Raw genomic sequence first — 26,058 nt, forward strand, 5'->3', positions numbered from 1 at the left:
TTAGACTGCGACGCAATGCGAAGAAGGGGATTCGGAAAGCAACGATGCTGGCACGGGAAATTGCATAGCAAGCTGCTTGACTTCTGCACGGATGGCAGCCAGCTTGGTCGCATCGTCATGAGACTTGAGGGCCGAAACAATCCATCCACCGATTGCCTTGAACTCATCAGTCCCCATTCCTCGGGTGGTCAGAGCTGGAGTGCCGATACGAATACCGCTCGGATCCATCGGTTTTCGTGTATCAAATGGGATCATGTTCATATTGACCGTGATACCGCATTGATCAAGAGCCTTTTCTGCAATCTTTCCACCGATGCCAAAGCTGGTGACGTCGACCAGAACCAAATGATTGTCTGAGCCTCCGCTAATGAGCCGCAGTCCGCTTGCGATGAGCGTTTCGGCGAGCGTCTTGCAGTTCGCCACCACTTGCTTGCCGTACTCTTGGAAAGCCGGGGTCATCGCTTCGCCAAAACAAACCGCCTTGCCCGCGACCACGTGCATTAGCGGCCCACCTTGGATTCCAGGAAACACAGCACTATTGATTGGTTTCGCAAATTCTGACTTGCAAAGAATCAAGCCGCTGCGTGGACCGCGAAGGGTCTTGTGAGTCGTCGTCGTGACGTAATCTGCGTAGGGAACAGGTGAGTTATGTACTCCCGCTGCCACCAAGCCTGCGTAGTGGGCCATGTCGACCATTAGCTTTGCTCCCACCTCCCGGGCGATCTCAGCAAACTTGTCGTGGAAAATTTCGCGTGGATACGCACTCGCTCCAGCCACGATCATCTTGGGCTTGTGTTCGCGAGCTAGTTTGGCGACTTGATCAAAGTCGATCCGATGGTTTACAGGGTCGACTCCATATGCAAAAAACTTGTAGAGTTTTCCGCTAATATTCAGGTGCATACCGTGCGTCAAGTGGCCGCCTTGGGCGAGGTCAAGCCCGAGAACGACATCTCCTGGGTTGAGAGCCGAGAGGTAAACTGCCATGTTGGCTTGGGAGCCAGAGTGAGGCTGCACGTTCGCATGCTCGGCACCAAACAGTTCCTTGGCTCGTTCGATCGCAATGGTTTCAACCGTGTCGACATGTTCGCAGCCGCCGTAGTATCGACGACCTGGATATCCCTCAGCGTATTTGTTGGTCAGCACGCTACCCACTGCTTGCATGACTGCGGCGCTGGTGTAGTTCTCGCTGGCGATCATTTCCAGCCCTTCCTGTTGGCGGACGGCTTCGCTCTCGACGGCTGCCCAAACAGCGGGGTCTTGGGTCTGAAGAATATTCATTTGCAAAGGATGATTAGTTGTTGAAAAAAGACCATGAAAAAGGGCTTCCGGCCAATCGCCACAGTCGAGTTACTAAGCGGCCGGACAGCTGCGAAGATTGGTTTCCTACGAACGAAACTGTATTCTCTGTCGGATTCTTCACCCCGTCAACCGTCGGAATCGCGCGGGCGGGCTATCTCGGCATCACAGCCCGCGAATTCGTCAAAAGTCCCACATCCGATTGCGCGGCAGAGTCGAACGATCACGATTGTCAATGCTCGCTCGCAAACTTCCGCGTGGCAACATTCGATATTGCCAATACTGCGGGATGTTTCACTTTGCGCTCTACGGAGAGAGCATAAAACTTCTCTTTGACTCGGGGGACTTTGGCGATGACCTCAACGTTGTACATGGTCTCTACCTCCTTTCCGATCACACTCGCGACCGGGAAAATACCAGCTCCAACACTACCCATAATTTTTAACATGGCACTGTCTTGAAACTCGCCAACAATTTTTGGGCGGATGTCGTTTGCCTCGAACCAATAATCCAAGGAACGCCTGAGAATGGTGTTTTCCATGGGGAGCAACATGGGGGCTCCGTTCAAAGATTGGGGAAACTTGTCCCGCAATTTCTTTGCAAATTGCTTTGTTCCAACAAAAACCACGTCCGATTCCCCTAACAAGTGGGAGTACGCTTTGACTTTCATGCTGGGATCGATAGGGGTGTCTGAAAGCACGACATCCAGTTTGTGAATGGCTAGATCAGCGATAAGTTTCGTTATATCTCCCTCCGAGCAGGAAAGCCGAATGTCTTCGGACATTTCCAGAGTCGGCGTCAGGAGTTGATAAGCCACCAGCTTAGGAAGCACATCCTTAATCCCCACCCGGAGCACCATTGGGCCGCCGACCGGACGACCGTTGACCATGTCCAGCAGCTCTTGTCCGGTCGCAAAAATGTCGTCCGCATAGGCCTGAACCGCCACCCCCATGTCGGTTAAGGCTAAGCCACGCCCCGATTTGCGAAGCAGCTCGACCCCGAGCGATTTTTCTAAATCACGGAGCTGAATGCTTATGGTTGCGGGCGTAACATGCAAAATCTCGCTGGCTCTTGCGACCGAACCTTCACGAGCCACGACCCAAAAATACTGCAAATGATGGTAATTCAGCCAGTTCACCAGACTCTCTCTTTGTTAGCTTAAATCAAGTTTTCGTTGCTCAGGATTCAATTTGTTCTAGCTTTCTGGCAAGGGATAATCAAGTAACCGAACACGCCTTTCGCGAGAAATACAGGAGAAACCTGATGCTAATTCTGGTGCATGGAAACGGCTTTGAACTGGACTCTTTGTTAAGAAGACAGGTGCAATCCAAGATTGAATCGAGCATGTCTCGGTTTGAAAATCGCATTGGGACGGTCAAAGCTTACCTTGCCGATCTTAACGGCCCCAAGAACGGAATCGATAAATCCATTCGGCTCGTGATCGGTGTGCAGAAAAAACGAGCCGTCGTTCTGGATGAGAGGGGGGAGAACTGGCTCTCCATGCTGGATTCGGTCTCCGATCGAGCGTCCTATACGATCTCCAAACTGATTGCACGACATCGTCGGCATCGCAAGCGATCCTCCGCTGCCTTGGACGACTAGTTCTGCTGAGGCAATCGGCAGGTAGAAATCTATTGCTAGTGGTCGGAACGGCTTCGCACGCAAATAGGAGCGTCACGGCGTAAGCCGTACGGTATCTCTGGCAATGCGAAGCGAACCGAGGTCTCCTTCGGAGGCGAACCCCTAAACTACCGGGAGCGGCAGATTGCTGGCTGAGCTGATGGGCGGTGAGGGTGCTGGAGCCCTACCGTACGTCTGGCGCCGTTACGCTACCATTTTTATCGCTGCGCGATTGGGCCGAACAGTGACTTCCGTGAACACGGTTTCGTACTTTCGCTGCTAGTCTGTGATTGAGCTTGTCGGGCGACGTACCCCTACTCGCCAATCACCTACGCGTTCTGTCTCTTCCCATCCCTCATAGTAGGAAGCTCGGACCGCCCCTGTTCGTTCGCTTGAAAGTGCGTCACTCTCCGGCGGGATTACCATGCAGATGGAAGTATCCTCTTGCAGGATAGATTGGATTCGTTGTTGTTCTTCAAACGTTAGCATGCGAGGCCAAAAGGTTGGATTGGCGGCAGTTAGCGGTTTGGTATCGGTCCAGAAGTAAAAACGGTTGTGATTGTGACCGTCGAAGACCAACCTTTCACAACCTGTTCTTGCAATAGCTCTCGCGATTTGTAATTCCTGTTCGCATGTTACCGGATCGAGTCGTAACCACTCGCTACCCCGAAGTCCTATCGGGGAGTAGCTAAGCCAACGCTGCCACCCCACAATCGACACCATTATCCCTAATGAAATACTCATCAGCGGTAGCAACCTTACATTCCCAGCCTCGAATCGGAGCTTAGTTTGGTCGGCCACTAAATTCCGAGGGGAGGCGTAAGTGGCAAGTGACCTACAGCAAAAGGAGGCTAACACGCCAAACACAATCCAACCAAAAGAGGTTCCGAGTGTTAACTGGGTGCCCGGGGTTGGATAGGCCATTAACGGGGCTAACCATGTGACTCCTATCACATAGGGGCTCAGCGAGCGTGCCGTTTCATCCGATCGCAACAGCCAAATCGACATGGCAGGACCAATAATGACCAACCAAGTCGACGCTCCACGAGGCTCTAATCCATGTATCAGCGGCGACCACCAATCGCTTACGGCTTGATAGGCCGCGACTGCTACCGCTGATAGCACAAGAAAACAAAGAGTCGTATTACCAAATGCGGATTCCTTGTTCTTGCGACCACCATGGTTTGTGTTTTTCCAAACGAAAGCTGCAAGGCAGCAGAAACCAAATAGTATGGCGGGTGCCGATACTGGAATAAGGTGATAGAAATCGTTCGCGAATCCTCTGTGCTGGCCAACGAGCCCCCACAAGAACTGCTCGGCGGTGATACCCATGCCCAAGGAAAGCACAAATACGGCGACAGTAGCTCCCGCTCCGCCAGCCAACACCTGATACATCGCACTTCTCTGTGCACTATCTTGCTTGTAAGCGACCAGAGCTTGTATGATCAAGGGAACTGCAAACAGAAAGCCACAGTTGATTTTGATCATGCCGATCAAGCCGACCGCTATGGCTGCCAATAGCCAACGATATCGATTCGTCCCAACAACATACCAAAACGATAGCAGTGAGAGCACCAGGATCCACTCTTGAGGGTGTCCCGGTTCCAACGCGAGCTTGGATAGATGTAAATGAAATAGGGTAGCGAAGAACAAGGTGATGGGAACGCCCCAGCCCAGTCGCCTCAGGATGGAATATGCCAGCAGGGTTGAAAGACACCAGAAAATAACCGTCTTGACTCGGACGCCGTCTTGAGTCAATGGAATCCCCATGACACTATGCAGCGAACCAGTTAGCAAATAGTACGCAGGTCCGTATTGCGTATGGGTTTTCCCATAGAGCGTTTCGCCAGCGAGAAACGTCTTGACGGTCATCATCACGTAACCTTGATCGTCATACGGAGCGAGTGTGCTCATGACGATAGGAAATGCACTTGCGAATGCTAGTAGTATTAAGCAAGCGACCAAAATCGACTCGCGTAGGGGGCTCCGCTGCATCATGTTACTGCATCATGTTGCAGGGGGAGTGATCGGTTGTGACGTTGATCGCAGTGGCTGATCCTTAGCGGCTTTGCTTACGTCAGAATCAATCGAACTAGCTACAAAGACCTTTAGCTCCTCCACCTCGCCAAGGAACTCGTGTACATCAGATTGCGATGGCTGATCGCCGTTCGATTTCCTCGCGATAATATAAGTGGGTCTCGCTCGCACTTGGTCATAGATCCGAGCGACATACTCACCCAGAATCGCAATTCCAAGAGCGTTCATGGCTCCGAAGAACGCACTGATGCTTGTCGTAGATGCCCAACCTGGGATGGCAAGCCCAGTGAAAAGTTTGTGAAACGCAGCGTAGCCGATCAGGCTCAGAGAGACCACCGCACAGACAAATGCGATCCCGTAAAATGCCAAGAGTGGAACTCGCGAGAACCCGAACAACGCTGTTTTCGCGAGAGAAACTAGCCCGCTCAAGCTGACTCGCGGATTGTCATCGTATCGCTCCAATCGTTCCACGATGAGAGACTCTTGCCGAAAACCGGTCCAAGATCGCAGGCCAGGGATGTAGCGATCCACCTCCGGCAGTCGTTTAATCTGATCGACCACCTTGCGATCCATCAATCCGAAATTGCCAGCGTCTTTCGGGATAGAAACCGACGACAACTGCTGAAGCGTTCGATAGAAGCCCGCAAAAAGGCAACGCTTCCAGAAGCTCTCCTTTCTCGCAACTCTCACCGCATAGACAACCTGTACACCGTCGAGCCATCTGTCAATCATGCGAGGAATCGCAAGCGGATCATCTTGTCCGTCGCTATCCATCAAGATAACGGCATCGGCATCCGATTCATCCAGACCAGCTCGCACGGCAGCACTATGCCCGAAGTTGCGTGACAGATGAACGACTCGAATAGAACGGTCGGTTGCCGCGATTCGATCGAGCTCTTCGCCGCTGCCATCGCGAGACCCATCGTTGACAAAGATGATCTCCGAGCTGATCGGTAGCTCGTGAAGCGATTGTTGAATCCTAGCAGTCAGTGGTCGAAGGTTTTCCTTCTCGTTGTAGACGGGCAGTACGATGGCGACACGAAGACCTGTCAATCGTCGCTCCTCGTCATGCCTCACGCCTGTTTTTACGCCGTGCCTGACGTCGGACGAAGGGTTCATTTCGACAGAACTCCGACCAAGGACAGTCCCATAGGAACCGGCATCTTGTCCGCGAGGGATCGTTCCCAACCAGCTAATCGAATCAGCATTTGATTGGTGAATCGCGAAACTCTTGGAAACTCGGTCCCTGATCGTGATGGGAAGAATTTGCGCATCATCCGCAACACAAATGCAACCGGCAACGTGAACGAGTTCCAGTGCGATAACTTCTCAACTCGCAAGCCGGCTTCGGTTGCATGTTGCCGAATGGTGTCGGAGGTATAACGGCGAAAGTGCCCTAATCGCTCATCCCAATCCGAATACAAAATCGGATAGGCGGGAACCGTGAAGATGATCTTCCCATGGTCGGTCAAGCTTTCAGCCGCGTTGCGGAGAGCCAGCACGGGATACTTGAGATGCTCCAGCACATCGAGAAGAACAACAGCTTGCGCCGAATCTGGTTGCACAGGCCATTTCTCGTGCAGGTCGTGGCGATACACACGGGAAAGCCCGAGCCGCGATGCATGCTCGACCGACTCCTCTAGGAAGTCCAGGCCGGTCACTTGATAGCCCATGTCTCGCCAGCGGACTAGGTTGCCGGCAGCACCAATCCCACCCTCGATAATCTGGGAAGGAGGCGTAGCGTAAGATCTCAGTAGTTGCGTGGCCCAAGACCGCTTGGCAACATGCCACCAATAATTGTCCTCGAGTTCGATCAGTTGGTTGAGATGTGCAATCTCCACGATCCATCCTCCCTGGGTAAAACCAAGCTGCAAATCTCGGTCAATCGCATAGTTTTCGGCGAGAGATCGAGGGAAGCCGTCTCGCGCATCGAGCGGCGAGCCTTGAAACGGTAGCTCACCGTCCCTGCCCTGCCGACAATTCCACTTAGGAGGAGCTAGGAATTCGCGAAAACCCGGCTGATTAGTGGAACACTAACGTTTGTAGGAACTGTGCTGTTCAACTATTCTAGAAGCTCGTTTAGAGTCACGAACCATGAATGAACGGAAAACCGATGAAGGCAAATTCCCTTGCAAAGAGACGCAGTTTTGCGATCGCCTTGCTGTTTACAGCAGCTGGCTGGATGTCGACTACCACTCCGATCGCGTTTGGACAGGACGTGCCCAGCCCGCTCAGTGGCTATGCAACGTTCACCCAGATGGAAAAACGGCTTGAGAAATTGGCGGAGTCTCCCTACGCCACCGTAAAGTCGCTGGGGGTTACAAAGGGGAACCGCAATCTGTGGCTGCTCACCATTTCGAAAAGCGAGGCCCAGCAGCGACCGGCCATCGTTGTGGTCGGAAACGTAGTAGGGGCACACGTCTTGGGGCGAGAGCTTTCGCTGCGGATGGCCGAGCAGATGGTTGCCTCGATTGATAACAACCCAGCCATGGCGGAACTCCTAGAGCGGTTCACGGTCTACGTAATTCCCTGCCCAACACCGGACGAAACCGAAAAGCACTATCGTTTTCCAGTCTACGAACATTCCGGCAACGAAACCAAAACGGACGACGACCGAGATTTTTCCATCGGTGAAGATCCCCCCAAGGACTTGAATGGAGATGGCTGGATCACCTCTATGCGGGTCTACGAGCCATTCGGTACACACAGGAAACATTCCGACGACGATCGGATTCTCGTTCCAGTAGATCCCAAGAAGGGAGAGACCGGAGAGTTTCGAATTCTGACCGAAGGAGTCGATGCTGACGGAGATGACCAGTTTGCCGAGGATGCATCAGATGGCGTGGCCTTCAACAGAAACTTTACCTTTAACTATCCGTACTTCGCGAAAGGGGCAGGACCTCACCAAGTTTCCGAAGTCGAGACCCGGGCCATCGCCGATTTCTTATATGACCACCCCAGCGTCGGTGCAGTCATTTGCTTCTCGCCAGAGGACAATTTGTTTAACACATGGAAGGGAAGTGCACAGACCGATAGTGCTCGCATCAAGACCAAGATTCTGACTTCAGATCAAGTGCTTCAGGATCAGATCGCCGAAGCGTTTCGAGGCGTTCATCCAGGCAAAGATGCTCCAGAGTCCCCGGCAGGAGAAGGTTCCTTTTCCGATTGGGCTTATTTTCACTACGGACGTTGGTCGTTCGCTTCCCGAGGTTGGTGGGTGCCCAAAGCAGCAGAAGAGAAGAAAGCCGAATCGGGAACCACAGAGCCTGGAGCTACCGAGTCAGCAAACGCTGGGGCAGAAACCGACGATAAACGTGCAGGCAGCAAGCCGATGGCGAAAGACGATAAGCGAGGCGCATCGGAGTTGAACGCCATGCGTTGGTTTGAGCAGCAAGGCATTCAAGCCTTCTCACCGTGGCAAACGCACGAACATCCCGACCTCCCTGGCAAGAAGGTAGAGATTGGCGGATGGAAGCCGCTCTATCTTTTGAATCCGCCCGAGAAGATGGTGGATGAACTGGTCGAACCGCATGTCGAGCTGATTCGAACCCTGACGAAGAAATGGCCAGCGATTGAGCTAAAGGAGGTTAAGGCGAAAAAGCTAGGTGAGGGATTGATCGAGGTAACCTGTGAAGTGGTTAATGTCGGTCAACTACCAACCATGCCCGAAATGGGAAACATCTCCGGGCACTGGTATCCGATCCAAGTGACATTGCACGGATCCGAAGGAGCGAAGTGGATTGAGGGGAGCCCGCGTCAATCGGTTGGCCGCTTAAAAGAGCTTGGCGGCAAGCAGGAATTGCGATGGTTGCTTTTGCTCCCGTCCGAATCACTTGGTAGCCGCGAATGGAAAATTACGGCCACCGCGCCCACGCTTTTGCCTGTCGAACAATCATTGGAGGTTAAGTAATTATGAGTCTAAAGGAAACACGATCTCCCATGAAAGTTAATGCTATGTTGAATTGCAGTTCCAAGTCGATCGTCCGTGCGATGTTGCTAACCGGATTGTCGTTCGGTTGCAGCTGGTCCCTTCTGGGGTCGCTAGCGTTTTCGCAAGATGCGTCACCGTCTGTTGAAGCAGTCAAGTCGGTTGTCCCATCCGGCCAGGATATCAAAGTACAAGCGATCTATAAGGCTGTCGGTGGTCCCACTCAGCCCAAAGTGCCTGTGTACTGGAATCGTTATCACGACAACGAAGAGATTGAGAGTATTCTCAAGCAATTAGAGGCCCAGTATCCCAAACTGGTGAAGATCGAATCGGTTGGCAAATCGATTCAAGGCCGAGAGATGTGGGTTGCTACGATAACCAATTGGGAAGTTGGTGAAGAGAATCGCAAGCCAGGGTTCTGGATTGATGGTGGCATTCATGCGAACGAGATCCAAGCGAACGAGGTCGCTCTCTATACTGCTTGGTTCTTGGCGGAGATGCACGGAGAGAACAAGTTCGTGCAAGAACTGCTTCGCGATCGGGTCTTTTACATACTTCCGAGCATGAGTCCCGACTCGCGACACGCTCACTTCTACGAACCCAATTCGACCAACTCGCCACGGTCTGGTCAGCGAGAGGTAGACGACGACCGCGATGGGCTCGTCAACGAAGATTCGTTCAACGATTTGAACGGAGACGGGCACATCACTCAAATGCGAATCCGTGACCCGAACGGTCGCTACAAATCGCATCCCAAGTATCCGAATCTCATGGTCCCAGTCGAGCCTGGTGAAAAGGGTGAGTTCACCTTGATTGGCATTGAGGGATACGACGTCGACGGCGATGGTCGTGCCAACGAGGACGGAGATGGATCGTATGACCCGAACCGCGATTGGCCGTGGAAATGGGAGCCTGGTTATGTGCAGCGAGGCGCGTTCCGCTATCCGTTTTCTCTGGTTGAGAATCGGAACATGGCCGAGTTCGTTTTAAAGCATCCCAACATCGCGGGTGCACAGACCTATCACAACACTGGTGGTATGCTTCTGCGGGGACCTGGCTCCAAGCAAGACGCTTACGAGGCAACGGACCTCAGAGTCTATGATCGGATTGGCAAGACGGGCGAAAGAATTTTGCCCGGTTACCGCTACTTGAACGTTGCCAACGATCTTTACGAAGTCTGGGGTGGCGAGATCGATTGGTTTCATCAGATGTTGGGAGTCTTCACTTTTACCAACGAGCTCTTTGTTTCCTATAACTACTTCCATCAGCCTTCGGGCAGTCCAGAGCAATCGCATGAGTTCGATCAGTTGTTGTTGTTCGGAGATGGGTTAGTGGAATGGGAAGAGGTGGATCACCCGACTTATGGCAAAGTCGAAGTGGGAGGATTTAAGAAAAACTGGGGGCGACAACCGCCGGGATTCATGTTGCAAGAAGAATGTCATCGCAACATGGCCTTCACATTGTACCATGCCAATCAGATGCCTTTGCTAAAGGTCCAATCGGTGTCAGTGAAATCGCTTGGAGACGGATTGCAAGAGGTAACGGCCATTGTAGAGAATGAGCGATTGACTCCGACCCACTCGGCGATCGATCTCAAGCAGAAGATAACACCGCCGGTTTCGGTTCAGTTGGAGTCCTCGGATTTGAAGGTTTTGACCTCTCATTACTCGACCGATGTCCTCATGAGGAACCCGACAGTGCAAAACAAGTCCCCCAAGGAGGTGCAGGTCCCGAGCATTCCAGGCTCGGGGATCGTTTATGTCCGTTGGATTGTATCGGGTAAGGGGACAGGTAAGATAACCGTGACGAGTGTCAAGGGTGGATCGGCCGAGTCCCAGGTCAGCATCCCATAGATCGCATGAAATCCAGGAAGGCAACGGGGAAAGCAGAGATGTTCGTTGACACATCCTGCTCCCTGATGCTATTCTTTGGGTAGTGTCGCTAGTTGGCTGTGGTGGCGTCGAGAAGCGACGAGAGACCGAACCACTAGTCGCATAAGATGCCCTCGTAGCTCAGTTGGATAGAGCGCGGCTTTCCTAAAGCTGAGGTCACAGGTTCGAACCCTGTCGGGGGTACTTGGGTTTTCCTTGATGAAACCGCGATTCTGCGAAAGCTCTTTTTGGTCTCAGGGACCATTTCGGGGACCAAGCCGGTTCCGCTCTTCCGCTGCCGTGACCAAAAGAGTCACTCTTCGTTGGTATCTTTGCACCACAATTTAAGGGTGCATGCAACATGAAGAAACCGTTTTTTGTTAAGGCTAGATCCTGCTGGTATGTGAAGGATGACCAGGGGCGAAAAATCCGTCTGGATCCGGTTGAAGAGAAGGCCTTCGGTATCTGGGAGCGGATGCGTTCCATGGCGGACTACCGACATATGGACGCAACGGTCGAAGCCATCTTCGAAGGCTGGCTGGCCTTCTATGAACTCAAAGCGACCGAGGAGCGATACCAAAAAGCAGTATCACTCCTCTCTTCATTTGCCAATCACTTCTGCCCCACTCGAAAGATGAGGGATTTGACTTGTTTGGAGCTCGACAAATGGCTCAATACGAAACGGCAGCGTGGCAAGAAGGAATACACCCGGTCAGTGGCTCGGAAGCGTGACGCGGCCCAATTCGTGCTGCGTGCTTACCGATGCGCTCACTTGCAGGGTTGGATTCCGGAGTCTGATATTTTGGTGCACCGTTCCGAGACTCCTGAGCCACGTATCGTCCTGGTTGATCGAGCGACTCATGAAAAGTGCGTCAAGTCGACGCGAGAAGGACGAAGGGCGGGGCGACCATTTGGTTTGGTTCTTGTCTCTCTTTGGCACTCCGGGGTTCGGTCGGTGCAGATTCGAGAACTGACTGCCAAGCATGTTCCCCCCCATGGCGATTGGGTATTCGCAAGGCATCCGATAAACCATCATTGGTGACATAGTAGGGACGAATGGGTGTAGTTGGCTTCAAGAGCCCACTCTTGGCGCTGAGGATGTACCACCGAAGTTCGCGAGATAACGGACCGAGAAACGGAAGGTCACTATGGCACGAATACGCACAATCAAGCCCGAGTTCTGGGCCGATGGACGAAGCATCAACGCGTCGACAAGCTACAGAAACAGGGCTCGCTCCCACACGAGTCGAGGGGAAGAGCAAAAGCTTTCAGACGGCTTGGAATCGATGGCGATCTCACTAGCGGGAGAACTTCACCCACTGACTCCGACGTCGGAGGAGGCTGCCCTATGGAGCTGAACCGATGCTTCCCATACAACGAGCCATAGCCAGCCCCCAGGATCCGAAATCCGGCAAAGCGAAGCGGCATGACGTTCGAAACGAGTTCGAGTGGACACACAAGCGGGGGCAATCAACGTTGGTGTACGATCCGATCCTCGGGCCGTTTCTCGCAGACGTGATGCGAGTGCGTGGGCAGTGGTGCAATGGAGCGATTTCGGAGAACGATCGAGATCGAAGGATCATGGAGTTGGAAAAACAAGCGTTGGCAAAGGTTGGCCAGAAAAGGAAAGAAGCAACTTGCGCGTAGCAAAGAAAACCACCAAACCGATAACCCCCCGTTCGACCGTTCGAGATTGAACTGCTAGAGCGTGGCTTCGTATGCAGCGAACGGAAACGGTTCGAGGAAGAATGCAAGAAGGATTCTAATCAAACTCGATGGAACACCCCGCCGAGGTTTGAGTACAAGAACGGCTGGCGATCACCTAGCCCCCTGGGGCTTAGGCGCATGGGTTTGTTATCCGCTTTTAGCTTGCGAGAAGGGCTCTTCGACTTGTAGAAATTGCAAGTTGTTTACCAAGTTGCTTCAGAAACACCGGTGTCAGCATCAAACTTCCACCCCGCCTTTGTCTTCTTCATCTTTTGCGAAAGGATAGCAACACTCCACCCCGGAACTTCGAACTTTAGATCGACAGTAGTTTCGTCGATATTTCTAACCGCGAGAGCCCGAAAGCTCGTTGCAGTAACTTTAGCATGCTGGAGCCACTGACGTTGGGCTTCAGGGTTGTTTATCTTATCTGGAGAATCAAGGCAGGCTTTGCTAATGACGTCCGGCTTTTGTTCACGCACTGCCCACATGAATGTTTGTAAGGTCGCCTGTGGAGTATCGAATCCAACGTTTCGCCATGATTTCGCTTCTAGTATTTTCTCGGGTAACACATGAATTTCAGAAGCCTCTTCCTTTTCTGTCACAGGCGGCTGAGACATCGCAGTCCTCGGAACTGCGGTAAAACCAATTTGAAGAGCAACAGCGAGGAAAAAGATAGCTTTGCGTTTCATAGGGGAATCCTTTCAAAATAGTGAAAACCGAAGTGTGTGACGATACACACTTGCAGTTGGGCGGCAAAGACGAATTTCATGAGGATAACGATTGCCGTCAGCGGGGGGCGGGAGAAGATCATGAGCGAACCAAATAAACCACCCACCTCCGCTCCGTTGCACGGCGTGGTTATGTTGCCGCGTCTAGTTGGTGTGAGTAAACATCATATCACACGCCCCGCCGAGTAGTAGCCGATTCCAGTAATGCCGGAATTCGTTAGTACTGTACGAGGGGTGTGACCGGTTGTTCTGTTAGTTACGACGCCATTGCCAAGAACTGATCGCTATAGTTCACTCGTTTCTTACCGTAGATCGAGAGGTTTACCGTTCGGTGCGTTGTGGCTAAGACATCCCAAAGCTCACTCGCTTCGATGCAGCGAAGGTTCAGCATGGTCTGGGCTCCTTTTTCCTTCCATCTCATCCCACTCTTTTCCATTCGATCCTTGGGCACATGCCGACAGGCTCCTTCAATATACCCAGTGCATATCGGATAGCCTTTTGCCAAATACTCACCGTACTTGATTCGTGAGCGGTTGTTTTCCAAATACTTCACGATCTTGCCAAGCTCTTCGCGTTGTGCTTTTTTTATGCCCTTGCGTCTCATCGCAGTCTTGATTCCTATGATCATTAGACCTTCGGTTCCCTTAAGCAGTAGCAGCAGCTGTTCGCGAACATACGAGCTTTGCGAATCTGGTTGGATGATCTTCGCGGCTGCCCAGATTCGCGGAAGTACATGCATCAGGTCCAGTATTTCAATCGTGTTCCATCCCTCCTGGTACTCATGCGCTAAGTTCCAAAGTGATGGTTGCCCGTCGTGCATAACCAAAATCTCTTGACCCTCTCGGTGGCGTCGGAGCGTATTGGCAGTTAGCCATTGCTGAGCTTGCTCTTCAGCGGACTTACCGATCACGTTTCCGTTAGAATCATGCTTGGTCAACGCCCCAAAGTACCGAGGATTCTTCGGCTTAGCTTCTGATCTACTTGTCTCGCCTGACTCAGGCTCATGGAATAAAGCATCAATGATTTCTGTAGCCGTTCGAACATCGCGATCTACGGTATACACTCCGGCCATGCACGCCATTTGTTTCTGCCCCGGCTTGGGGCCCATGCGTTCGACAGAAGCACCCACAGGTGTTTTTTCCGTTTGCTTGCGTACCATCGGGATGCCTTTGTTGTCACTGGTTTGGACCAAGAGTTCTGCCTCGGTAGCTCGATCGATCGATGGCGGATTATCGAGTACCAAGGCCGCTGATTTTCCCAATCGGCTTCCGATCCGTTCGGCGCTGTCGACTGGGACGTGGAGTGACGTGATTCGTTCCAGTAACCCAACCGCTTTATGGAAGGAAGATTCGGTCGCATGAGTTCCGACCCACGACTCGAAGACCAAGGAATAATCATTCTGCGGGAGCCCTAAATGCTCGTCCAAAGGAATGGCTTGGATCGCTTGATCGGGTGTTGTTCCATAGACGTAGCGTTCGATTCTGAAATCGCCAAAGATGGAGCGATACCTCCGAGTCCGTTTGGGCATTCGATTATAGACTCGCCCTTTCTTCTCGATGGTAGGTCCAACATCTCCCTGGCCTGCTTGCTCGATGATTGTTCCAATCAATGCATGTCCGAGAGCCATTAGTCGCTTGTGTAAATCAAGCTCCGTTTGGTCGATCGCTTGCCCCGTACGAAAAGCTGTGTTAGCCAGCTCTTTAAGCTGTGCGACAATACAATCTACATTCTGGAAATCCAACGATTCGTTCATGATTTGACTCCGTGATTGAGAACCGACGAAAAAGCTCGCCGTTACCCTTATTATCTCTCTCAATACTGAAAACGAAACCAATTGGTTGTCGCCGGAAATGATGCCACAATATCTTGTGCTAGCAAATCGCGACTCACTACCGACTAAGCAACGATGAGCCGGTCACACCCCTGTACGAGCATCTTCGGTCGCAAACATCGGACCGTCGTCGCCATTTTGTTTAATCGTGAAAACACCGAATTTTGGAATGACGGAGGCAGGAATTCGCAACCGCGTAATTTGCCGTCGGCGTTCCGTAAAACGTCCACACTTCTCACAAACGGCATTTTTGCATTCTGCGGGGTCGGCATCAATGCTTGCATCGAGTGTGACGTATACCAACGAGGATTGGTCATCAAACAACGTTTCGCCTTCGATCATCGTAGTGGGGTGGAATATAAACGGGATTGTCAAATTAGACAGCATTGACTGACCGATCAAATCGACCATCATGCGAAAGCCGCCCCAAAAGCAATTGTGGCCTGCGTTCAACGATGATCGAGGCTCACCAAATTCGTATTCCCACCAATACAGAAGCGGCGGAGACCAACCGTTTAGGTTCGCATCACAACAGTCACAAGGGTTTCGGTGAATGTGAGTGCCGCAAGGGAAGAAATCGTCGCGGAAGCGATCAGTAACGTTGGACAGAACGAACAGCTTCGTCATGCAGAATCATCTTGTCTAGCAACATAAAAAAACGAAATGCAATCTATCCCTACCGTAGCGTAGCGGAGCGTAGGATAGATTGTGCACCCGAACTGTATGGCGTTGCTCCGCATCCCGACAGATTATCGCTTGACCGGGCGCTGCCCGCAACCTACCTGCGGATCCTTTTCCTTCTTACCGTCACGACGTGTAAAGCAGAATGATAGACATGCTCGGGTTTTGGGACGGGTAGACCAAACCGATGTAAGGAGTGTCATCCTGCACCTTCACCGCCCCTGTCATCATTTTGCCTCACATCATTCTGCCATCCCGATTCCTGCCATGCCTCGCCGCACCAGAGTTGCTTAAACGAGCGAAGGGCAGCCCCTCCTCAGGGGTACTTCTCCGATCCTGCCGTGGGGCTTCATAACACGGGTTTAAATGCTGACTAGCTACTGGCCCGCAAGGAAGCGAAGAGAAACAATCAGGCTCGACGTATGTCCACCCCCGACTATCCGATGCAACATCTAAGCGTATTTATGTTCGTCAACTAGGGTTCTGGGATGCCGAGGTCACGACAGATTTTGCGGACCAAAAAGTCATTGATCTCGCGATGACGCGGTACCGCACTTGTCTGGCTATTGGCCGGATTAACGTAGAGGCTGTGCTTGGCACCTTCGCGCAGAAGCTCGCATCCATTAGAGGTCAAGTACCGCTCGAGATCTCAACGCTTCATGATGATGTCAGGTCAAATGGTTCTCTCGAGACAGTTTTCCCCACGATGGCTTTCGCAGCGAGTTCTCGGTTTGCGTCGAGCACCATTTGCACGGCCTCGCGAAGATTATCTCGAGCCTCCTCGAGCGTATCGCCTTGCGTATTAGCCCCAGGCAATTCCTCAACGAAACCGATGTATCCTTCAGGCACGGCCATAAAAACCGCAGTAAGCTTCATATTTGCTCTCCTCCAATGTAATATAGACCATTTGGTTACGTGAAGCAAAGTTACAGCCCAAGATCGTCCGTTTTCCACGATCTATTACGTAGAATAACGTGGTAACGACCACGACACCAATGCACAGAACTGCCCGGGCAAGCAAGAGCGAAGCTTACCAAACGGCAAGACCGTCCATGCGTGAGTACCTGCCAACAAAAAGCTCTCGCAAATCCACGCACGCCGCAATCGACGCTGTGATCAAAATTAACGAAAAGGATCAGTCACATAGAGCGAGGATGATTGACCGCCCAAGCCCCAGGGATGGAGACGTTGACTGCATCGTACGCCCGGCACGGGCGTGAACTAATGGGGTGCAAGTCCCCTGTACGAAAATGGGAATTACTTGGAGGACAGAATAACAAATGGTAGCAAACAATCTAAGCACTAGACGAAGGCAACTGCGGGGAGGCTACAAACCGTGGAGAGGAAGCCTGCGAAGGTGTGCGTAAACGCCGGGTTTGTCCGTTGTCCCAAAAGACAACATTCCGCCGTAAAGGCATGTGCTCTTGAGGCTCCCGAAGGGGAGAAACTCGGTGTGGCGGCTATGGCGCAATCCACGCACTCGAGTTCGTAACGTGATCAAGTTAGGGGTTATCAATCGATCAGTTGAAAATGGTACCACATTATCACGGCGGCTGCAGTAATAGCAGTGCAACCCAGCAAGCGACGACCGACAGCGCGAGCAAAAACTGCCATTGTTAGTCCGGATACCAATGTCATTGCCGAAGCAAAGAACACGTAGTCGACGTACACTGCCATTTCGCCGTTGTGATTCCATGGCCCATTGCCGGTATCTTGATAGTGTTGCCAAGCTGCGACATCTGGACTTGCGTTAATTCGCAGAACTGTCGTCCAAGTCATTGCGATGATAATTGTGAGCGAAGTCGCAGATGCGATCGTACAGACGAAAGCTATGCGCTCCAGTGTGTTGCCATTTTTCGGAGCCACACCCGAATTCTCAATCAAGCTTGACGTCCGATTTCGAGTGCCATTATTGAAGGACAGAACGCCCCCATTACATCGAGTGGCGGCAAGTAAAGTTTCTAAAAGTCGAGACGGCCATTCCGCCACTTCGGTGCAATGGATTGTCCGTGCAGTTTTCGGTACTGATATTCGCTGCAGCAGGGCATGGTGCAGAATCGTTCTATCATCGTTTAACCCAGTATTTGTTGTATTCGAATCATGTCGCCAGTGCAAGCTGCACTATGGTTGTGGGATAATTTGTGGCGGTTCAATTCGAACGAGCCGTTTGGTTGGCGTTGAATCTTCGGTTGATTAGCACACCAATCGAAACGCAAATCGCATGAAGTACAAGCATCGGCAGGAAAAAACGCGTTCCGCCAGATTCTCGGTAGAACCAGTGGCAAATGTTCGCAATCGCGCCCGCGAGCACGACTATGACCATCGTTCTTATTTGTCGCGCCGCTTCTGCACGCCGGTGCTGCATTAGGGCCTTCGTTGGTTCGGAGTCAGGCAACATCAATGGGCTCAATTCGCGAACATGTAATTATCCCGGCTTTCGTACCGGTGAGTTCGTTATTGTCAGGTGTTATCCCCGAAATGTCAACAATTTTGATCCACGGCCTCAAACCGGGATAATAATTATCGAGGCCGTTATCCCGGTTTGAACGAAATTAGCCGTCTGGCATAATATGAGATGGGATTGATCGCCGAAAAGCATGGCTGTACCGAGGTAATCATGGACCGAATGAGAGATTTACTGGTCGACACCAAGCAAGCGGCGATCTTGCTTGGGGGGATCCGTACGGACCATTCTGCGATGGAAGCAACAGGGCTGGATGCCCGAACCCGTGATCCAGCTCAAGCGAAAGTGCCTCTGGTCCCGCTCAGAAATTTTCCAAAAATTCCAAAATCGGACAGAGTCGGACAAGTCCCTAGGTGCCTGATCTTCCTGCGCGAGGCTGCTGGTATGGTTTTAAGATCCGTTCTTAGGAACCAGACCCTCTTTTCCACTCGCGTGTATGTCCACAAATCAGCTACTAGCCCACAGAATCGCGGCCGATGCGTTTGAGCAATCGAGTTCTCTCGAGGCGTTTCAAGGGATCGTTCGAGAAGACTCTCGAGTCTTCGAAGCGAGCTGTGAACCATCGAGCTTGATCGCATTCTGCGAACGACTCCGCACGGATTGGTTGGAGAAGGGGATCGTAAAACCCACGGCATTGACATGCCCTGCGATAACGCAAGCTCAGTTCGGGCTCAAGACTTCGCCGGATGTCACGACGGCTCTTGCCGTCTTGCAAATGGCTGCCTCAGGCGAGGATGGGCCGTTCGAGTCGATGAGAACGGCGAGATCGTTCGAGAAACAATTTACTGGGAAGGCTTAGCAACCCTCCTGGAAAAGCTCGTTCCACTCGTGTTGCTGTTCATCAAGGCCACTGGCGATTAATGCATTTTTCTTCACTTGACGTCCAACGGGAATCAGATCCATCATAGAAACCGCAATTCGAACTCTCGCCGATTAGGAGGAAGCAAACTATAGCCGCACTCCTGTTGGACCCTGCTCCAGAAGCTGTTGCAAGGTCTCGGTGGGCAATGCCTGTAGGTCGGGGGCCATCGTTGGATCCGGGAACGGAAATCCGACCCCAAGCTCGGTGTTACCGTTGTTTTCCAGGCCCCCGAAGTCACCCCCGAAGTCGGAAGAATGCTATTTGCCCTCGAAGGAGAGATGAACCGAAGCGAAATTATGGAGGCCATGGGTTTGAAAGATGAAAAGCACTTTCGACGATACTACCAGCAAACAGCAATCGCAGCCGGCCTCATCGAAATGACGATTCCTGACAAACCCAACAGTAGCAAACAACGATACCGACTTACTGCCCTCGGCAAAACGGTCCTAAGGTGATCGGCAACTGAAAAATAGCGAATTGACGCTGGCTGGTTCGCGAGCGTATCCTGCTCAACTTGGCTTCGAGAGCCGTTTGACGTGCGCCCATAATGTCGGCGAAACATCATTGGGGGCGCCAGTAATCAGTTGCTTCAGGCATTCAGCGGAAAACGACAGTAAACAAGCTCGCGACCGAGTCGCGCAGGACGATCACTGATTGCAAGATCAACTACCGCGCGGATACCGTTGTCATACAGTAACCGAAGATCACGAGCGTCCAACGCATTGCCGATGTATAGTAGATTGGAATGTGCCACTCGGATCAATCAAACGACTCGATGGTCTGGAGTAATTTTGAGTGGACGAATACCTATTTAAGTTGCCCAGATTTTACAGTTACTCTTCAATCGGTTTTGACGAAACGACTTGTACGCCACCGCAAACCGGACAGAACGAAGTGAACATTTCCATTTCTGCATCTGTTGATACGTGTGGAAAAATCTTTGCCTGCAAGTCTGATGGTGCGTCGAAAAGTTCTCTCATGCCGCATTTGTCGCAGGCTTTTATATACCAATCGCGTCGTTCGTTAAGATACTTTTCGGTGACCATGAATGGATAATTACCAACGTTCGCCGACAGGAACAGAATCTTGTCTTCAAGTCGAAGCGATAGTAAATGGAGTGGCTGATTCAGCAGAGTACCTTCGTATGCACCAGCACGCTTGCCAGTGACGCGAACCCATACAAGCTCGGGAAGTGCCTGAGTCAGTCGCGGGCCCCCTTCATGCACGATTACCTGTAGATCATCTGGGTATTCAGGATGAAACATTCCAGATAGCGCCGGGTCTGTTCGCCAAGGATGCTCGGAATTCTTCATGGGCAGGGTATCTTGAATGTCGTGTTCCGTTTGTCGAAGATATGACTGGCTATGCACCGTTGAATCCTGCGAAGATGGGGCGTCACAACCAACACTGGCTAGCACCAGGAGCAATAGAATCATCTTAGTGTTGGGCACGAACCACCTCTACAAGCGAATAGACAACTAAACGGATTCTGCACCGGAAGGACCATTATTGTGAGGATCTATCCGAGAATAGTCAACAATTTTGATCCATTTGGCCTCAAACCGGAACAATGTTGAATCCGATCAAAGTCCTTTAGGATGCATTTCCGTTGCGACGATGATCATCGCAACAATCGTCCCGGCCAAATAGAGTGGCCATCCGGTGATCAAGTTTAGCCTGTCTGACGTCGAACGGAGATTGAGACGGAAATGACTTACGATGCATCCCATCCAAAGTATTGCGAGCAAAGGAAGTACATTAGGCCAGTTAACTCCTAACCCTTTGAGATCTATCAAGACGAAGAACGTTGTCGCCAAAGATCCGAAGAAGCGAAAAACTATTCGAACGACAATTGCAACGAGGCGTTTTCCATTGAGTGAGGCTTTCTGAGATGCACTCGAGTACGAATCAGGATTTTCTCTAGGTGGCGAGTATGGATTCTCCGTTTCCTTCATTAAGCGAACTCTTCGAGTGAGCCAAAGTCAACAACATTGGTCAATTGTATCGAAAATTCTTACTCTTACTCTTACTCTTACTCAGGTTTTCACAGTACCCGTATTCCATACGCTGTTTCGAGAACAAGCACCACAAGCTTTTATCATTCGGCTTCACTGACGAGTCACACTCCCACCGAGTTAACTCGGTGGTGAGCCTGGGGCGTTGCAGGCACCTTAAACGAAACGAACCACCGGGGCTCATCACTGTTCCACGAACGAGATCGAGCCGACACCGGTTTTCTTGACCGTTTTCTCTTCGGGATTTCCTGCAACTCTGATACTCCCAACACCCGTCGTAGATGCATTGATGGATTGGGACGCGTGGACAACAGCGCTACCCACACCGGAAACCTTAACCGAGACGTTTTCCGCAATCAATTTGCTGAAGTTAACGCCTCCGACGCCGGTGACCGAGACATTGAGGTTTTTCACGCTTCCTTCGGCCTGAATGCTACCCACTCCGGAAAGCCTAACATTGAGTTTGTCGCTATCGATCCCAAGCAGTTTCGTGTTCCCTACACCTGCGGAGCTTACCGATTCCACCATCGGTGTAGTTATGTTGACCAGCAATCCGAGCGATGTAGAAAAATTACCTGTGGACTTGATGATCAACTCACCATCTACCACTTCGGTAACTACCAACGGAAGTATATTATCATCTGCGGTGACTTCTACTGTTTGGTTATCGCCAATCGTGATCATCACTTCACCGACCGTAGTGTTGCGAATCGAACGAAATTCATCAAGGTCTCGGGCTTCGGACTGAGAAACCCCAGAGCCTGTGATGGCAACGGAGCAGCCCGAAACAGCCAACAACGTAGCGTAAACGGGGAAATACTGGATCAATCGATTCATAGCTATTAGCCTTGGACCTTGGTATGTTTTTTCGAGTAAAGATGGGCTTGGCGGAACCCTCGTCCAACAGGACACTAAAGACTTATTCTAGAGCATTACCGAAGCCTTGGTTTTTATCAACGGAAATTTCTCCAACTACGGACTTTCGTTGGAAAGGTTAGGGACTAATTGCTGTTTTCGCGATGGCTTGCTTCTTAAAGCAAGGCAAATGAGAAACCACCATTTACCGAACGCGGGTTTAAATACTCGTTTGCTAGTTTCGGTGAGAAGCGAAGTAAGATCATGAGTCAAGGCTTAAGCCCTCACATAGTACTTGGATGCGAAATCTGATCCTATTTGGGTTCATGTACTTCGCACGCCAGTGCAAAGGCACCGCACTTAATGCATGTGCCGTTTGTAAGGATATGATCCGAACGCCGGTATAAGGTAAGGGACGAATTGCAATGGCTACAAGCTACGCCCAGTCGCCGATCTAGCCAGACGTAGGGCAATAGCGGCAGGAGTCCTGATGGTAGCAGGAATGTGACGCCAAAAACCAAACCCATGATGGCGCCGTAGTACCCGTCGTCTTGCAAATTTTTGGTGCGATCGTGGAACACCATGCTCAACGCGTGAATCTGCGGGAAGTAGGCATACCATGCGGAGAATAGCAAAAGCATAATCGCGATTGAGATGGTCGAATACGCTGTCCATGCCCAACACCGAGACCGTCTTAATGCGGTTATGTATTCAGCACGCGTCACAACTCACTCCAACGACGAACGTGAAATTATCCTGCTTTTTTACCGGCGAAACCGTTAGTGTGAAGTGCTATCCGAGGATAGTCAACAATTTTGATCCAAATAGATGAAAACGGACGGTAAGCCACTGCCTGCGATCGAACTCAACTGCAATCGTCTGTGGTCCCGGCACTTCATGGAAATCTTATTCCGAGTAGGTCGTGATTGGCAGCCCTTACGGGTTGTTTTCCCTTCGAAAAGTTAGACTTCGCTCTGAAGACGGGCCACCGACAAGCGTCCTTGAATTTGATGCGATTTCATGATTTTCTCGCACAGAGCGCTATACTGCTACTTGGTCTAATTTCTGGGAATGGCCCATGCTGGCCATGGGGAACATCGATTTAGCGGGAGACCCAGTCGCGATACGATTTGTAGTCGCCATACGGATCGCCATTAGCACGTGCGGATTCCATGTATTCATACATCGTTGAACGAAATCGTTCGTTGTACCGCTCGCCCGAAGGTGTGAGTTCCGCGTACCGATCCCAAATCCATTCGATTGTTTCCATATCTACGTAGGACTTCTGTCGTAAAGCAATATCGGCCTCTAGCTGCTTCAGATCCAACAGTGTTGCATGGAATTGCAACATGCTATTTCCGTGCAGATTATCGGTCCATCGTACGGCAGCAGCCCATTCGTTGTCGTCCAGCCCAGTGGGAGTCGCAAGGATGAGATGGCCAATACGCAACCTAATTGCATCGGAAACTTGACAACGACGCATGTGTTCAAACAGAGTGCGATCTAGGGCAAACCATATTCCGACAAGGCATGCGAGCCCGGTTAACGTTCCAACAACATAGCGATTTCGATAAGCGACAGCCACTTGTTAGTGCCTCCTAAAAGCGAAATCCATGCCCATTCATGTTCGGCTTTTCTGTTCCGTGTCCGCATATTCGCGTTCTGCACCACGCCAGTACAACACGCCCATCAGGTAACCGCCAACTACGAAAGCGATCCAAGTAAACGCGAAGACCTGCCAGAATGCCCCTTTGAGCAAAAGACCAAGGGACGTGGCACATGCGAGGAGGCCACCCCAGCCTATCACCCAGCGTTGGAAAATGTAACGCGTTCGTCCTGACTCTCGCGTTGGTGCCCATTCTTTAAGCTCACTCCACTTGTCTTCTTGCGCAAGCTCTCTGAAACAGCTTGGACATTCCGCGGTGTCCTCTTTAGGCAAGCGAACGCCGCAGTTATTGCAGTGAGTGGTGGTATTAAGTGTTGCCATGGTCTTTCAACGCTGAACGAAATGCAATTCCTCCGTCGGAACTTTGGGAAAGATCGTACATGCAAATTGAACGGGGATGCTCATATACGCCGGCGATTATCGCTTGGCCGGTCGCGGTTCGCAACCGAATCTTGGATTCTTCTCGATTCCGCACCGTCATGAGGCGGAGGGCGAGCCATGTAGTAAACGCAAAATCCCAGGCTGCTCAGCATTTACTAACGTTGCTTTCGCATCCTTTGAGAAACATGCGGCACGCGGTTGGCCCCAATTTGCGGGTTTTTAGATTCTTTATCCCCATATTGACTGCATGTTCCAGGCCCTTACATTAGCAACGAGTTTCGTTTTGCTCGGTTTAATGTCTATCTTCATTTCGAGGACTCTTTTCATGATTGTAACGAATACGGAAACCGTGAGTGGACACAACATTCGCCAGACGCTCGGACTGGTACAAGGAAATACCGTGAGGGCCAAGAATGTCGGTCGCGACATTGCGGCCAGTTTTAAGAATCTGGTGGGAGGTGAACTCAAGGGATACACAGAGCTGTTGACAGAATCTCGACGTGAAGCCATGCAGAGGATGCTCGCACAAGCACAACAATTGGGGGCCAATGCCGTTGTGAACGTCCGTTTCTCAACAAGCTCCATAACTGCCGGAGCTTCGGAACTCTACGCTTATGGGACTGCAGTGATTATCGAACCAGCCTAAACGGGGCAAACAATAACCCCTGAACGCGTGTTCTTTGACCAGGCCATTTCCCCTTAGTATGAGTTAGGTAATCCATGGAATTTCTCATAGGTCTTTTGTTTACCGTAGTTCCACTTTTTGTTTTCGGTGTTTTGATAGGACGATGGGTTGAGAAATCGCACTTGCGAACACTCGTCGACCATGAGCAATCGCGCCAAGGCTTTTTGGTGACCCAGTTGAAAACGTATCCAAACGCTATCTCTGGTCAGCAACCTCCCTCGCTTCTGACTTCGGAAGTTGTAATTGCCAGCGACTATCTTAAGAATTTCTTAGCCTCCTGGCGCAACCTCTTCGGAGGCGAAGTGCGTTCCTACAGTCGCATGGCTGATCGCTCCAAACGGGAAGCGATCCGACGTTTGGTCGATCAAGCGAGGGGACTCGGATATAACGCACTCTGCAATGTGCGGGTGGAAGCAGTAGAAATCGGGGAACGGCGGAAAAGGGGTGCTCAGGCCATGTCGTGCTGTATTGCCTACGGTACGGCCTACTATTACGCTCCGTCGGCTGATACCGCAAAACAGGCTAGCGATTCTTTATGAGTGGTGTGGCACCTGAGCCTAATCATCCCCCGCAGAAAAACAGTGCCGGTTCGGTGCCTCAACCTAGTCCGTATCAAACCCAGCTTTCGCCGCTCGCTGACAAACCTTCTACCGCCAATCCAAGAGATCATTCGATCGAGGCAGAGCCCTGGTTCTCAAAGTCCGATTTTCTTGGATCACCAAACGATCAACACATACCACACGAAGAGGCAGGTCACTTTAGTGTCCATCCCGGTGCTCTTTCGGAACAGGAGTTGGCAGAGCACTCCGTTTGGGATGAACCAACGGTATCGGGCTTGTCCCATTCTGGACCTGATGAACGGGCCGTCACATGGTTCCGTTATTACCTGAAGCAAGTGTCGCAGACCTCGGTAGCCACGACGTGGCTGGTCACTGCGGCATGCGTGTTTTTGTCGGGGCCGGCTGCAATCTTTGGTGCATTTTTCGGATCGGCAGGAGGTCAACTTCTGGTCATGGTCGTGCTTTTCGGCCCCACTGTAGAAGAGATCCTCAAAATCGGTTTAGCACTTTGGATTGTCGAAAAGCGTCCGTGGTTATTCGCATACAGGGTTCAGATTTATCTTTGTGGTGTCGGTGGAGGACTTTTGTTCGCTGCGATTGAAAACTGGATCTACCTCAATGTATATATACCTCAAGCGAGCCCTGGGTTGGTAGTATGGCGTTGGACTGTTTGTGTGGCGTTACATACGGTCTGCTCGACGATCGCAGCATACGGTCTGATTCGAATGCGTCACGGGATGCTGTTCCGCCAATCTCCACCACGTATCAGTGACGGAGGGCTTTGGATTGCCACCGCGATCACTCTCCATGCGATTTACAATTTGAGTGCGTATTTGGGGGAGAGTTTTTTGTTTTAGTGTGGGGCGATTTT

General features: G+C 51.4%; 28 protein-coding genes, 1 tRNA gene and 1 pseudogene. 12 read left to right on the plus strand and 18 right to left on the minus strand.

Features of this window, described 5'->3' with window-relative positions:
- Both SH449x_RS22350 and nhaR read right to left on the minus strand, forming a co-directional pair.
- Complete coding sequence (locus SH449x_RS22350; RefSeq protein ID WP_482378301.1) at positions 1 to 1,278, minus strand: serine hydroxymethyltransferase; 1,278 nt, start codon at positions 1,276 to 1,278, stop codon at positions 1 to 3.
- 250 nt (positions 1,279 to 1,528) lie between these two features.
- On the minus strand, positions 1,529 to 2,434 hold the full coding sequence (gene nhaR / locus SH449x_RS22355; RefSeq protein WP_482378302.1) for a transcriptional activator NhaR: 906 nt from the start codon (positions 2,432 to 2,434) through the stop codon (positions 1,529 to 1,531).
- A 125-nt stretch (positions 2,435 to 2,559) separates the two neighbouring features.
- Here nhaR and SH449x_RS22360 point away from each other — a divergent pair, with 125 nt between their 5' ends.
- On the plus strand, positions 2,560 to 2,898 hold the full coding sequence (locus SH449x_RS22360; RefSeq protein WP_482378303.1) for a hypothetical protein: 339 nt from the start codon (positions 2,560 to 2,562) through the stop codon (positions 2,896 to 2,898).
- A gap of 297 nt (positions 2,899 to 3,195) precedes the next feature.
- Here the strand turns inward: SH449x_RS22360 and SH449x_RS22365 are convergent, their stop codons facing one another.
- From SH449x_RS22365 to SH449x_RS22375, 3 genes are read right to left on the minus strand one after another with little or no spacing between them, the layout of a single operon-like run.
- Positions 3,196 to 4,914 carry a hypothetical protein gene (locus SH449x_RS22365; RefSeq protein WP_482378304.1) on the minus strand — a complete coding sequence of 573 codons (1,719 nt, stop codon included), beginning with the start codon at positions 4,912 to 4,914 and terminating at the stop codon, positions 3,196 to 3,198.
- A 9-nt stretch (positions 4,915 to 4,923) separates the two neighbouring features.
- On the minus strand, positions 4,924 to 6,072 hold the full coding sequence (locus tag SH449x_RS22370; RefSeq protein WP_482378305.1) for a glycosyltransferase family 2 protein: 1,149 nt from the start codon (positions 6,070 to 6,072) through the stop codon (positions 4,924 to 4,926).
- Positions 6,069 to 6,794 carry a class I SAM-dependent methyltransferase gene (locus tag SH449x_RS22375; protein ID WP_482378306.1) on the minus strand — a complete coding sequence of 242 codons (726 nt, stop codon included), beginning with the start codon at positions 6,792 to 6,794 and terminating at the stop codon, positions 6,069 to 6,071. Before SH449x_RS22375 ends, SH449x_RS22370 begins: the two co-directional genes overlap by 4 nt.
- A 272-nt stretch (positions 6,795 to 7,066) precedes the next feature.
- On the opposite strand from SH449x_RS22375, the gene SH449x_RS22380 reads away from it, so the two are divergent.
- The 6 genes from SH449x_RS22380 (at position 7,067) to SH449x_RS22405 (ending at position 12,399) form a co-directional block, all read left to right on the plus strand.
- Positions 7,067 to 8,863 (plus strand): M14 family metallopeptidase, encoded by a 1,797-nt coding sequence (locus SH449x_RS22380; protein WP_482378307.1) that lies wholly within the window; start codon positions 7,067 to 7,069, stop codon positions 8,861 to 8,863.
- A gap of 29 nt (positions 8,864 to 8,892) precedes the next feature.
- The gene (locus tag SH449x_RS22385; protein WP_482378308.1) at positions 8,893 to 10,734 is read left to right on the plus strand and encodes a M14 family metallopeptidase; all 1,842 of its coding nucleotides are present in this window, start codon (positions 8,893 to 8,895) and stop codon (positions 10,732 to 10,734) included.
- Positions 10,735 to 10,882: 148 nt separating this feature from the next.
- Positions 10,883 to 10,956, plus strand: a tRNA-Arg gene (locus SH449x_RS22390).
- A 157-nt stretch (positions 10,957 to 11,113) separates the two neighbouring features.
- The gene (locus tag SH449x_RS22395; RefSeq protein ID WP_482378309.1) at positions 11,114 to 11,794 is read left to right on the plus strand and encodes a hypothetical protein; all 681 of its coding nucleotides are present in this window, start codon (positions 11,114 to 11,116) and stop codon (positions 11,792 to 11,794) included.
- A gap of 106 nt (positions 11,795 to 11,900) precedes the next feature.
- Complete coding sequence (locus SH449x_RS22400) at positions 11,901 to 12,110, plus strand: hypothetical protein (RefSeq protein WP_482378310.1); 210 nt, start codon at positions 11,901 to 11,903, stop codon at positions 12,108 to 12,110.
- 4 nt (positions 12,111 to 12,114) lie between these two features.
- A complete protein-coding gene (locus tag SH449x_RS22405; protein ID WP_482378311.1) occupies positions 12,115 to 12,399 on the plus strand; it encodes a hypothetical protein in 285 nt (94 codons plus the stop codon).
- 263 nt (positions 12,400 to 12,662) lie between these two features.
- Here SH449x_RS22405 and SH449x_RS22410 read toward each other — a convergent pair whose 3' ends face one another.
- The 7 genes and pseudogenes from SH449x_RS22410 to SH449x_RS22440 all read right to left on the minus strand — a co-directional run bounded on the left by SH449x_RS22410 (position 12,663) and on the right by SH449x_RS22440 (position 18,064).
- Positions 12,663 to 13,148 (minus strand): hypothetical protein, encoded by a 486-nt coding sequence (locus SH449x_RS22410; RefSeq protein WP_482378312.1) that lies wholly within the window; start codon positions 13,146 to 13,148, stop codon positions 12,663 to 12,665.
- A gap of 295 nt (positions 13,149 to 13,443) precedes the next feature.
- Complete coding sequence (locus tag SH449x_RS22415) at positions 13,444 to 14,940, minus strand: ISKra4 family transposase (protein ID WP_482376812.1); 1,497 nt, start codon at positions 14,938 to 14,940, stop codon at positions 13,444 to 13,446.
- Between the two features lie 162 nt (positions 14,941 to 15,102).
- The gene (locus SH449x_RS22420; RefSeq protein WP_482378313.1) at positions 15,103 to 15,645 is read right to left on the minus strand and encodes a hypothetical protein; all 543 of its coding nucleotides are present in this window, start codon (positions 15,643 to 15,645) and stop codon (positions 15,103 to 15,105) included.
- Between the two features lie 529 nt (positions 15,646 to 16,174).
- Positions 16,175 to 16,336, minus strand: a pseudogene (locus tag SH449x_RS22425) (type II toxin-antitoxin system HicA family toxin); the annotation flags it as partial.
- A gap of 20 nt (positions 16,337 to 16,356) precedes the next feature.
- Positions 16,357 to 16,575, minus strand: coding sequence for a type II toxin-antitoxin system HicB family antitoxin (locus SH449x_RS22430; protein ID WP_479364058.1), 219 nt, complete (start codon positions 16,573 to 16,575; stop codon positions 16,357 to 16,359).
- Between the two features lie 636 nt (positions 16,576 to 17,211).
- Positions 17,212 to 17,478, minus strand: a complete 267-nt coding sequence (locus SH449x_RS22435; RefSeq protein ID WP_482378314.1) for a hypothetical protein — start codon at positions 17,476 to 17,478, stop codon at positions 17,212 to 17,214.
- A 370-nt stretch (positions 17,479 to 17,848) separates the two neighbouring features.
- Positions 17,849 to 18,064 carry a hypothetical protein gene (locus SH449x_RS22440; RefSeq protein WP_482378315.1) on the minus strand — a complete coding sequence of 72 codons (216 nt, stop codon included), beginning with the start codon at positions 18,062 to 18,064 and terminating at the stop codon, positions 17,849 to 17,851.
- A 535-nt stretch (positions 18,065 to 18,599) separates the two neighbouring features.
- Between SH449x_RS22440 and SH449x_RS22445 the strand changes: the two genes are divergently transcribed.
- Together SH449x_RS22445 and SH449x_RS22450 are read left to right on the plus strand one after the other, a co-directional pair.
- Positions 18,600 to 18,962 carry a hypothetical protein gene (locus SH449x_RS22445; RefSeq protein ID WP_482378316.1) on the plus strand — a complete coding sequence of 121 codons (363 nt, stop codon included), beginning with the start codon at positions 18,600 to 18,602 and terminating at the stop codon, positions 18,960 to 18,962.
- A gap of 317 nt (positions 18,963 to 19,279) precedes the next feature.
- Positions 19,280 to 19,480, plus strand: a complete 201-nt coding sequence (locus tag SH449x_RS22450) for a Fic family protein (RefSeq protein WP_482378317.1) — start codon at positions 19,280 to 19,282, stop codon at positions 19,478 to 19,480.
- 378 nt (positions 19,481 to 19,858) lie between these two features.
- Here SH449x_RS22450 and SH449x_RS22455 read toward each other — a convergent pair whose 3' ends face one another.
- The 6 genes from SH449x_RS22455 to SH449x_RS22480 form a co-directional block, all read right to left on the minus strand.
- Positions 19,859 to 20,338: a hypothetical protein gene (locus SH449x_RS22455; protein WP_482378318.1), complete on the minus strand. Its 480-nt coding sequence runs from the start codon at positions 20,336 to 20,338 to the stop codon at positions 19,859 to 19,861.
- 270 nt (positions 20,339 to 20,608) lie between these two features.
- Entirely contained in the window at positions 20,609 to 20,980 is a 372-nt protein-coding gene (locus SH449x_RS22460) for a hypothetical protein (RefSeq protein ID WP_482378319.1), read from the minus strand.
- A 243-nt stretch (positions 20,981 to 21,223) separates the two neighbouring features.
- Complete coding sequence (locus tag SH449x_RS22465) at positions 21,224 to 21,877, minus strand: head GIN domain-containing protein (protein WP_482378320.1); 654 nt, start codon at positions 21,875 to 21,877, stop codon at positions 21,224 to 21,226.
- Between the two features lie 332 nt (positions 21,878 to 22,209).
- Complete coding sequence (locus SH449x_RS22470) at positions 22,210 to 22,620, minus strand: hypothetical protein (protein WP_482378321.1); 411 nt, start codon at positions 22,618 to 22,620, stop codon at positions 22,210 to 22,212.
- Positions 22,621 to 22,997: 377 nt separating this feature from the next.
- Positions 22,998 to 23,480 carry a hypothetical protein gene (locus SH449x_RS22475; protein ID WP_482378322.1) on the minus strand — a complete coding sequence of 161 codons (483 nt, stop codon included), beginning with the start codon at positions 23,478 to 23,480 and terminating at the stop codon, positions 22,998 to 23,000.
- 36 nt (positions 23,481 to 23,516) lie between these two features.
- Complete coding sequence (locus SH449x_RS22480; protein WP_482378323.1) at positions 23,517 to 23,882, minus strand: hypothetical protein; 366 nt, start codon at positions 23,880 to 23,882, stop codon at positions 23,517 to 23,519.
- Positions 23,883 to 24,267: 385 nt separating this feature from the next.
- Between SH449x_RS22480 and SH449x_RS22485 the strand changes: the two genes are divergently transcribed.
- From SH449x_RS22485 to SH449x_RS22495, 3 genes are all read left to right on the plus strand, one after another.
- Entirely contained in the window at positions 24,268 to 24,588 is a 321-nt protein-coding gene (locus SH449x_RS22485) for a YbjQ family protein (RefSeq protein WP_482378324.1), read from the plus strand.
- 74 nt (positions 24,589 to 24,662) lie between these two features.
- Positions 24,663 to 25,166, plus strand: a complete 504-nt coding sequence (locus tag SH449x_RS22490; RefSeq protein ID WP_482378325.1) for a YbjQ family protein — start codon at positions 24,663 to 24,665, stop codon at positions 25,164 to 25,166.
- Positions 25,163 to 26,044, plus strand: a complete 882-nt coding sequence (locus SH449x_RS22495) for a PrsW family glutamic-type intramembrane protease (RefSeq protein ID WP_482378326.1) — start codon at positions 25,163 to 25,165, stop codon at positions 26,042 to 26,044. Before SH449x_RS22490 ends, SH449x_RS22495 begins: the two co-directional genes overlap by 4 nt.
- Positions 26,045 to 26,058: the final 14 nt, after the last annotated feature.

This window comes from Brakhagea baltica, from assembly GCF_052161605.1.
Taxonomy (GTDB): domain Bacteria; phylum Planctomycetota; class Planctomycetia; order Pirellulales; family Pirellulaceae; genus JBKCUI01.

Bases quoted from the DNA above. Each gene is read 5' to 3' on its own strand.
- SH449x_RS22350 (WP_482378301.1), bottom strand. From the start codon at position 1,278: ATGAATATTCTTCAGACCCAAGACCCCGCTGTTTGGGCAGCCGTCGAG.
- SH449x_RS22360 (WP_482378303.1), top strand. From the start codon at position 2,560: ATGCTAATTCTGGTGCATGGAAACGGCTTTGAACTGGACTCTTTGTTA.
- SH449x_RS22365 (WP_482378304.1), bottom strand. From the start codon at position 4,914: ATGATGCAGCGGAGCCCCCTACGCGAGTCGATTTTGGTCGCTTGCTTA.
- SH449x_RS22370 (WP_482378305.1), bottom strand. From the start codon at position 6,072: ATGAACCCTTCGTCCGACGTCAGGCACGGCGTAAAAACAGGCGTGAGG.
- SH449x_RS22380 (WP_482378307.1), top strand. From the start codon at position 7,067: ATGAAGGCAAATTCCCTTGCAAAGAGACGCAGTTTTGCGATCGCCTTG.
- SH449x_RS22385 (WP_482378308.1), top strand. From the start codon at position 8,893: ATGAAAGTTAATGCTATGTTGAATTGCAGTTCCAAGTCGATCGTCCGT.
- SH449x_RS22395 (WP_482378309.1), top strand. From the start codon at position 11,114: ATGAAGAAACCGTTTTTTGTTAAGGCTAGATCCTGCTGGTATGTGAAG.
- SH449x_RS22400 (WP_482378310.1), top strand. From the start codon at position 11,901: ATGGCACGAATACGCACAATCAAGCCCGAGTTCTGGGCCGATGGACGA.
- SH449x_RS22405 (WP_482378311.1), top strand. From the start codon at position 12,115: ATGCTTCCCATACAACGAGCCATAGCCAGCCCCCAGGATCCGAAATCC.
- SH449x_RS22410 (WP_482378312.1), bottom strand. From the start codon at position 13,148: ATGAAACGCAAAGCTATCTTTTTCCTCGCTGTTGCTCTTCAAATTGGT.
- SH449x_RS22415 (WP_482376812.1), bottom strand. From the start codon at position 14,940: ATGAACGAATCGTTGGATTTCCAGAATGTAGATTGTATTGTCGCACAG.
- SH449x_RS22420 (WP_482378313.1), bottom strand. From the start codon at position 15,645: ATGACGAAGCTGTTCGTTCTGTCCAACGTTACTGATCGCTTCCGCGAC.
- SH449x_RS22430 (WP_479364058.1), bottom strand. From the start codon at position 16,575: ATGAAGCTTACTGCGGTTTTTATGGCCGTGCCTGAAGGATACATCGGT.
- SH449x_RS22435 (WP_482378314.1), bottom strand. From the start codon at position 17,478: ATGACTTGGACGACAGTTCTGCGAATTAACGCAAGTCCAGATGTCGCA.
- SH449x_RS22440 (WP_482378315.1), bottom strand. From the start codon at position 18,064: ATGCAGCACCGGCGTGCAGAAGCGGCGCGACAAATAAGAACGATGGTC.
- SH449x_RS22445 (WP_482378316.1), top strand. From the start codon at position 18,600: ATGTCCACAAATCAGCTACTAGCCCACAGAATCGCGGCCGATGCGTTT.
- SH449x_RS22450 (WP_482378317.1), top strand. From the start codon at position 19,280: ATGCTATTTGCCCTCGAAGGAGAGATGAACCGAAGCGAAATTATGGAG.
- SH449x_RS22455 (WP_482378318.1), bottom strand. From the start codon at position 20,338: ATGAAGAATTCCGAGCATCCTTGGCGAACAGACCCGGCGCTATCTGGA.
- SH449x_RS22460 (WP_482378319.1), bottom strand. From the start codon at position 20,980: ATGAAGGAAACGGAGAATCCATACTCGCCACCTAGAGAAAATCCTGAT.
- SH449x_RS22465 (WP_482378320.1), bottom strand. From the start codon at position 21,877: ATGAATCGATTGATCCAGTATTTCCCCGTTTACGCTACGTTGTTGGCT.
- SH449x_RS22480 (WP_482378323.1), bottom strand. From the start codon at position 23,882: ATGGCAACACTTAATACCACCACTCACTGCAATAACTGCGGCGTTCGC.
- SH449x_RS22485 (WP_482378324.1), top strand. From the start codon at position 24,268: ATGATTGTAACGAATACGGAAACCGTGAGTGGACACAACATTCGCCAG.
- SH449x_RS22490 (WP_482378325.1), top strand. From the start codon at position 24,663: ATGGAATTTCTCATAGGTCTTTTGTTTACCGTAGTTCCACTTTTTGTT.
- SH449x_RS22495 (WP_482378326.1), top strand. From the start codon at position 25,163: ATGAGTGGTGTGGCACCTGAGCCTAATCATCCCCCGCAGAAAAACAGT.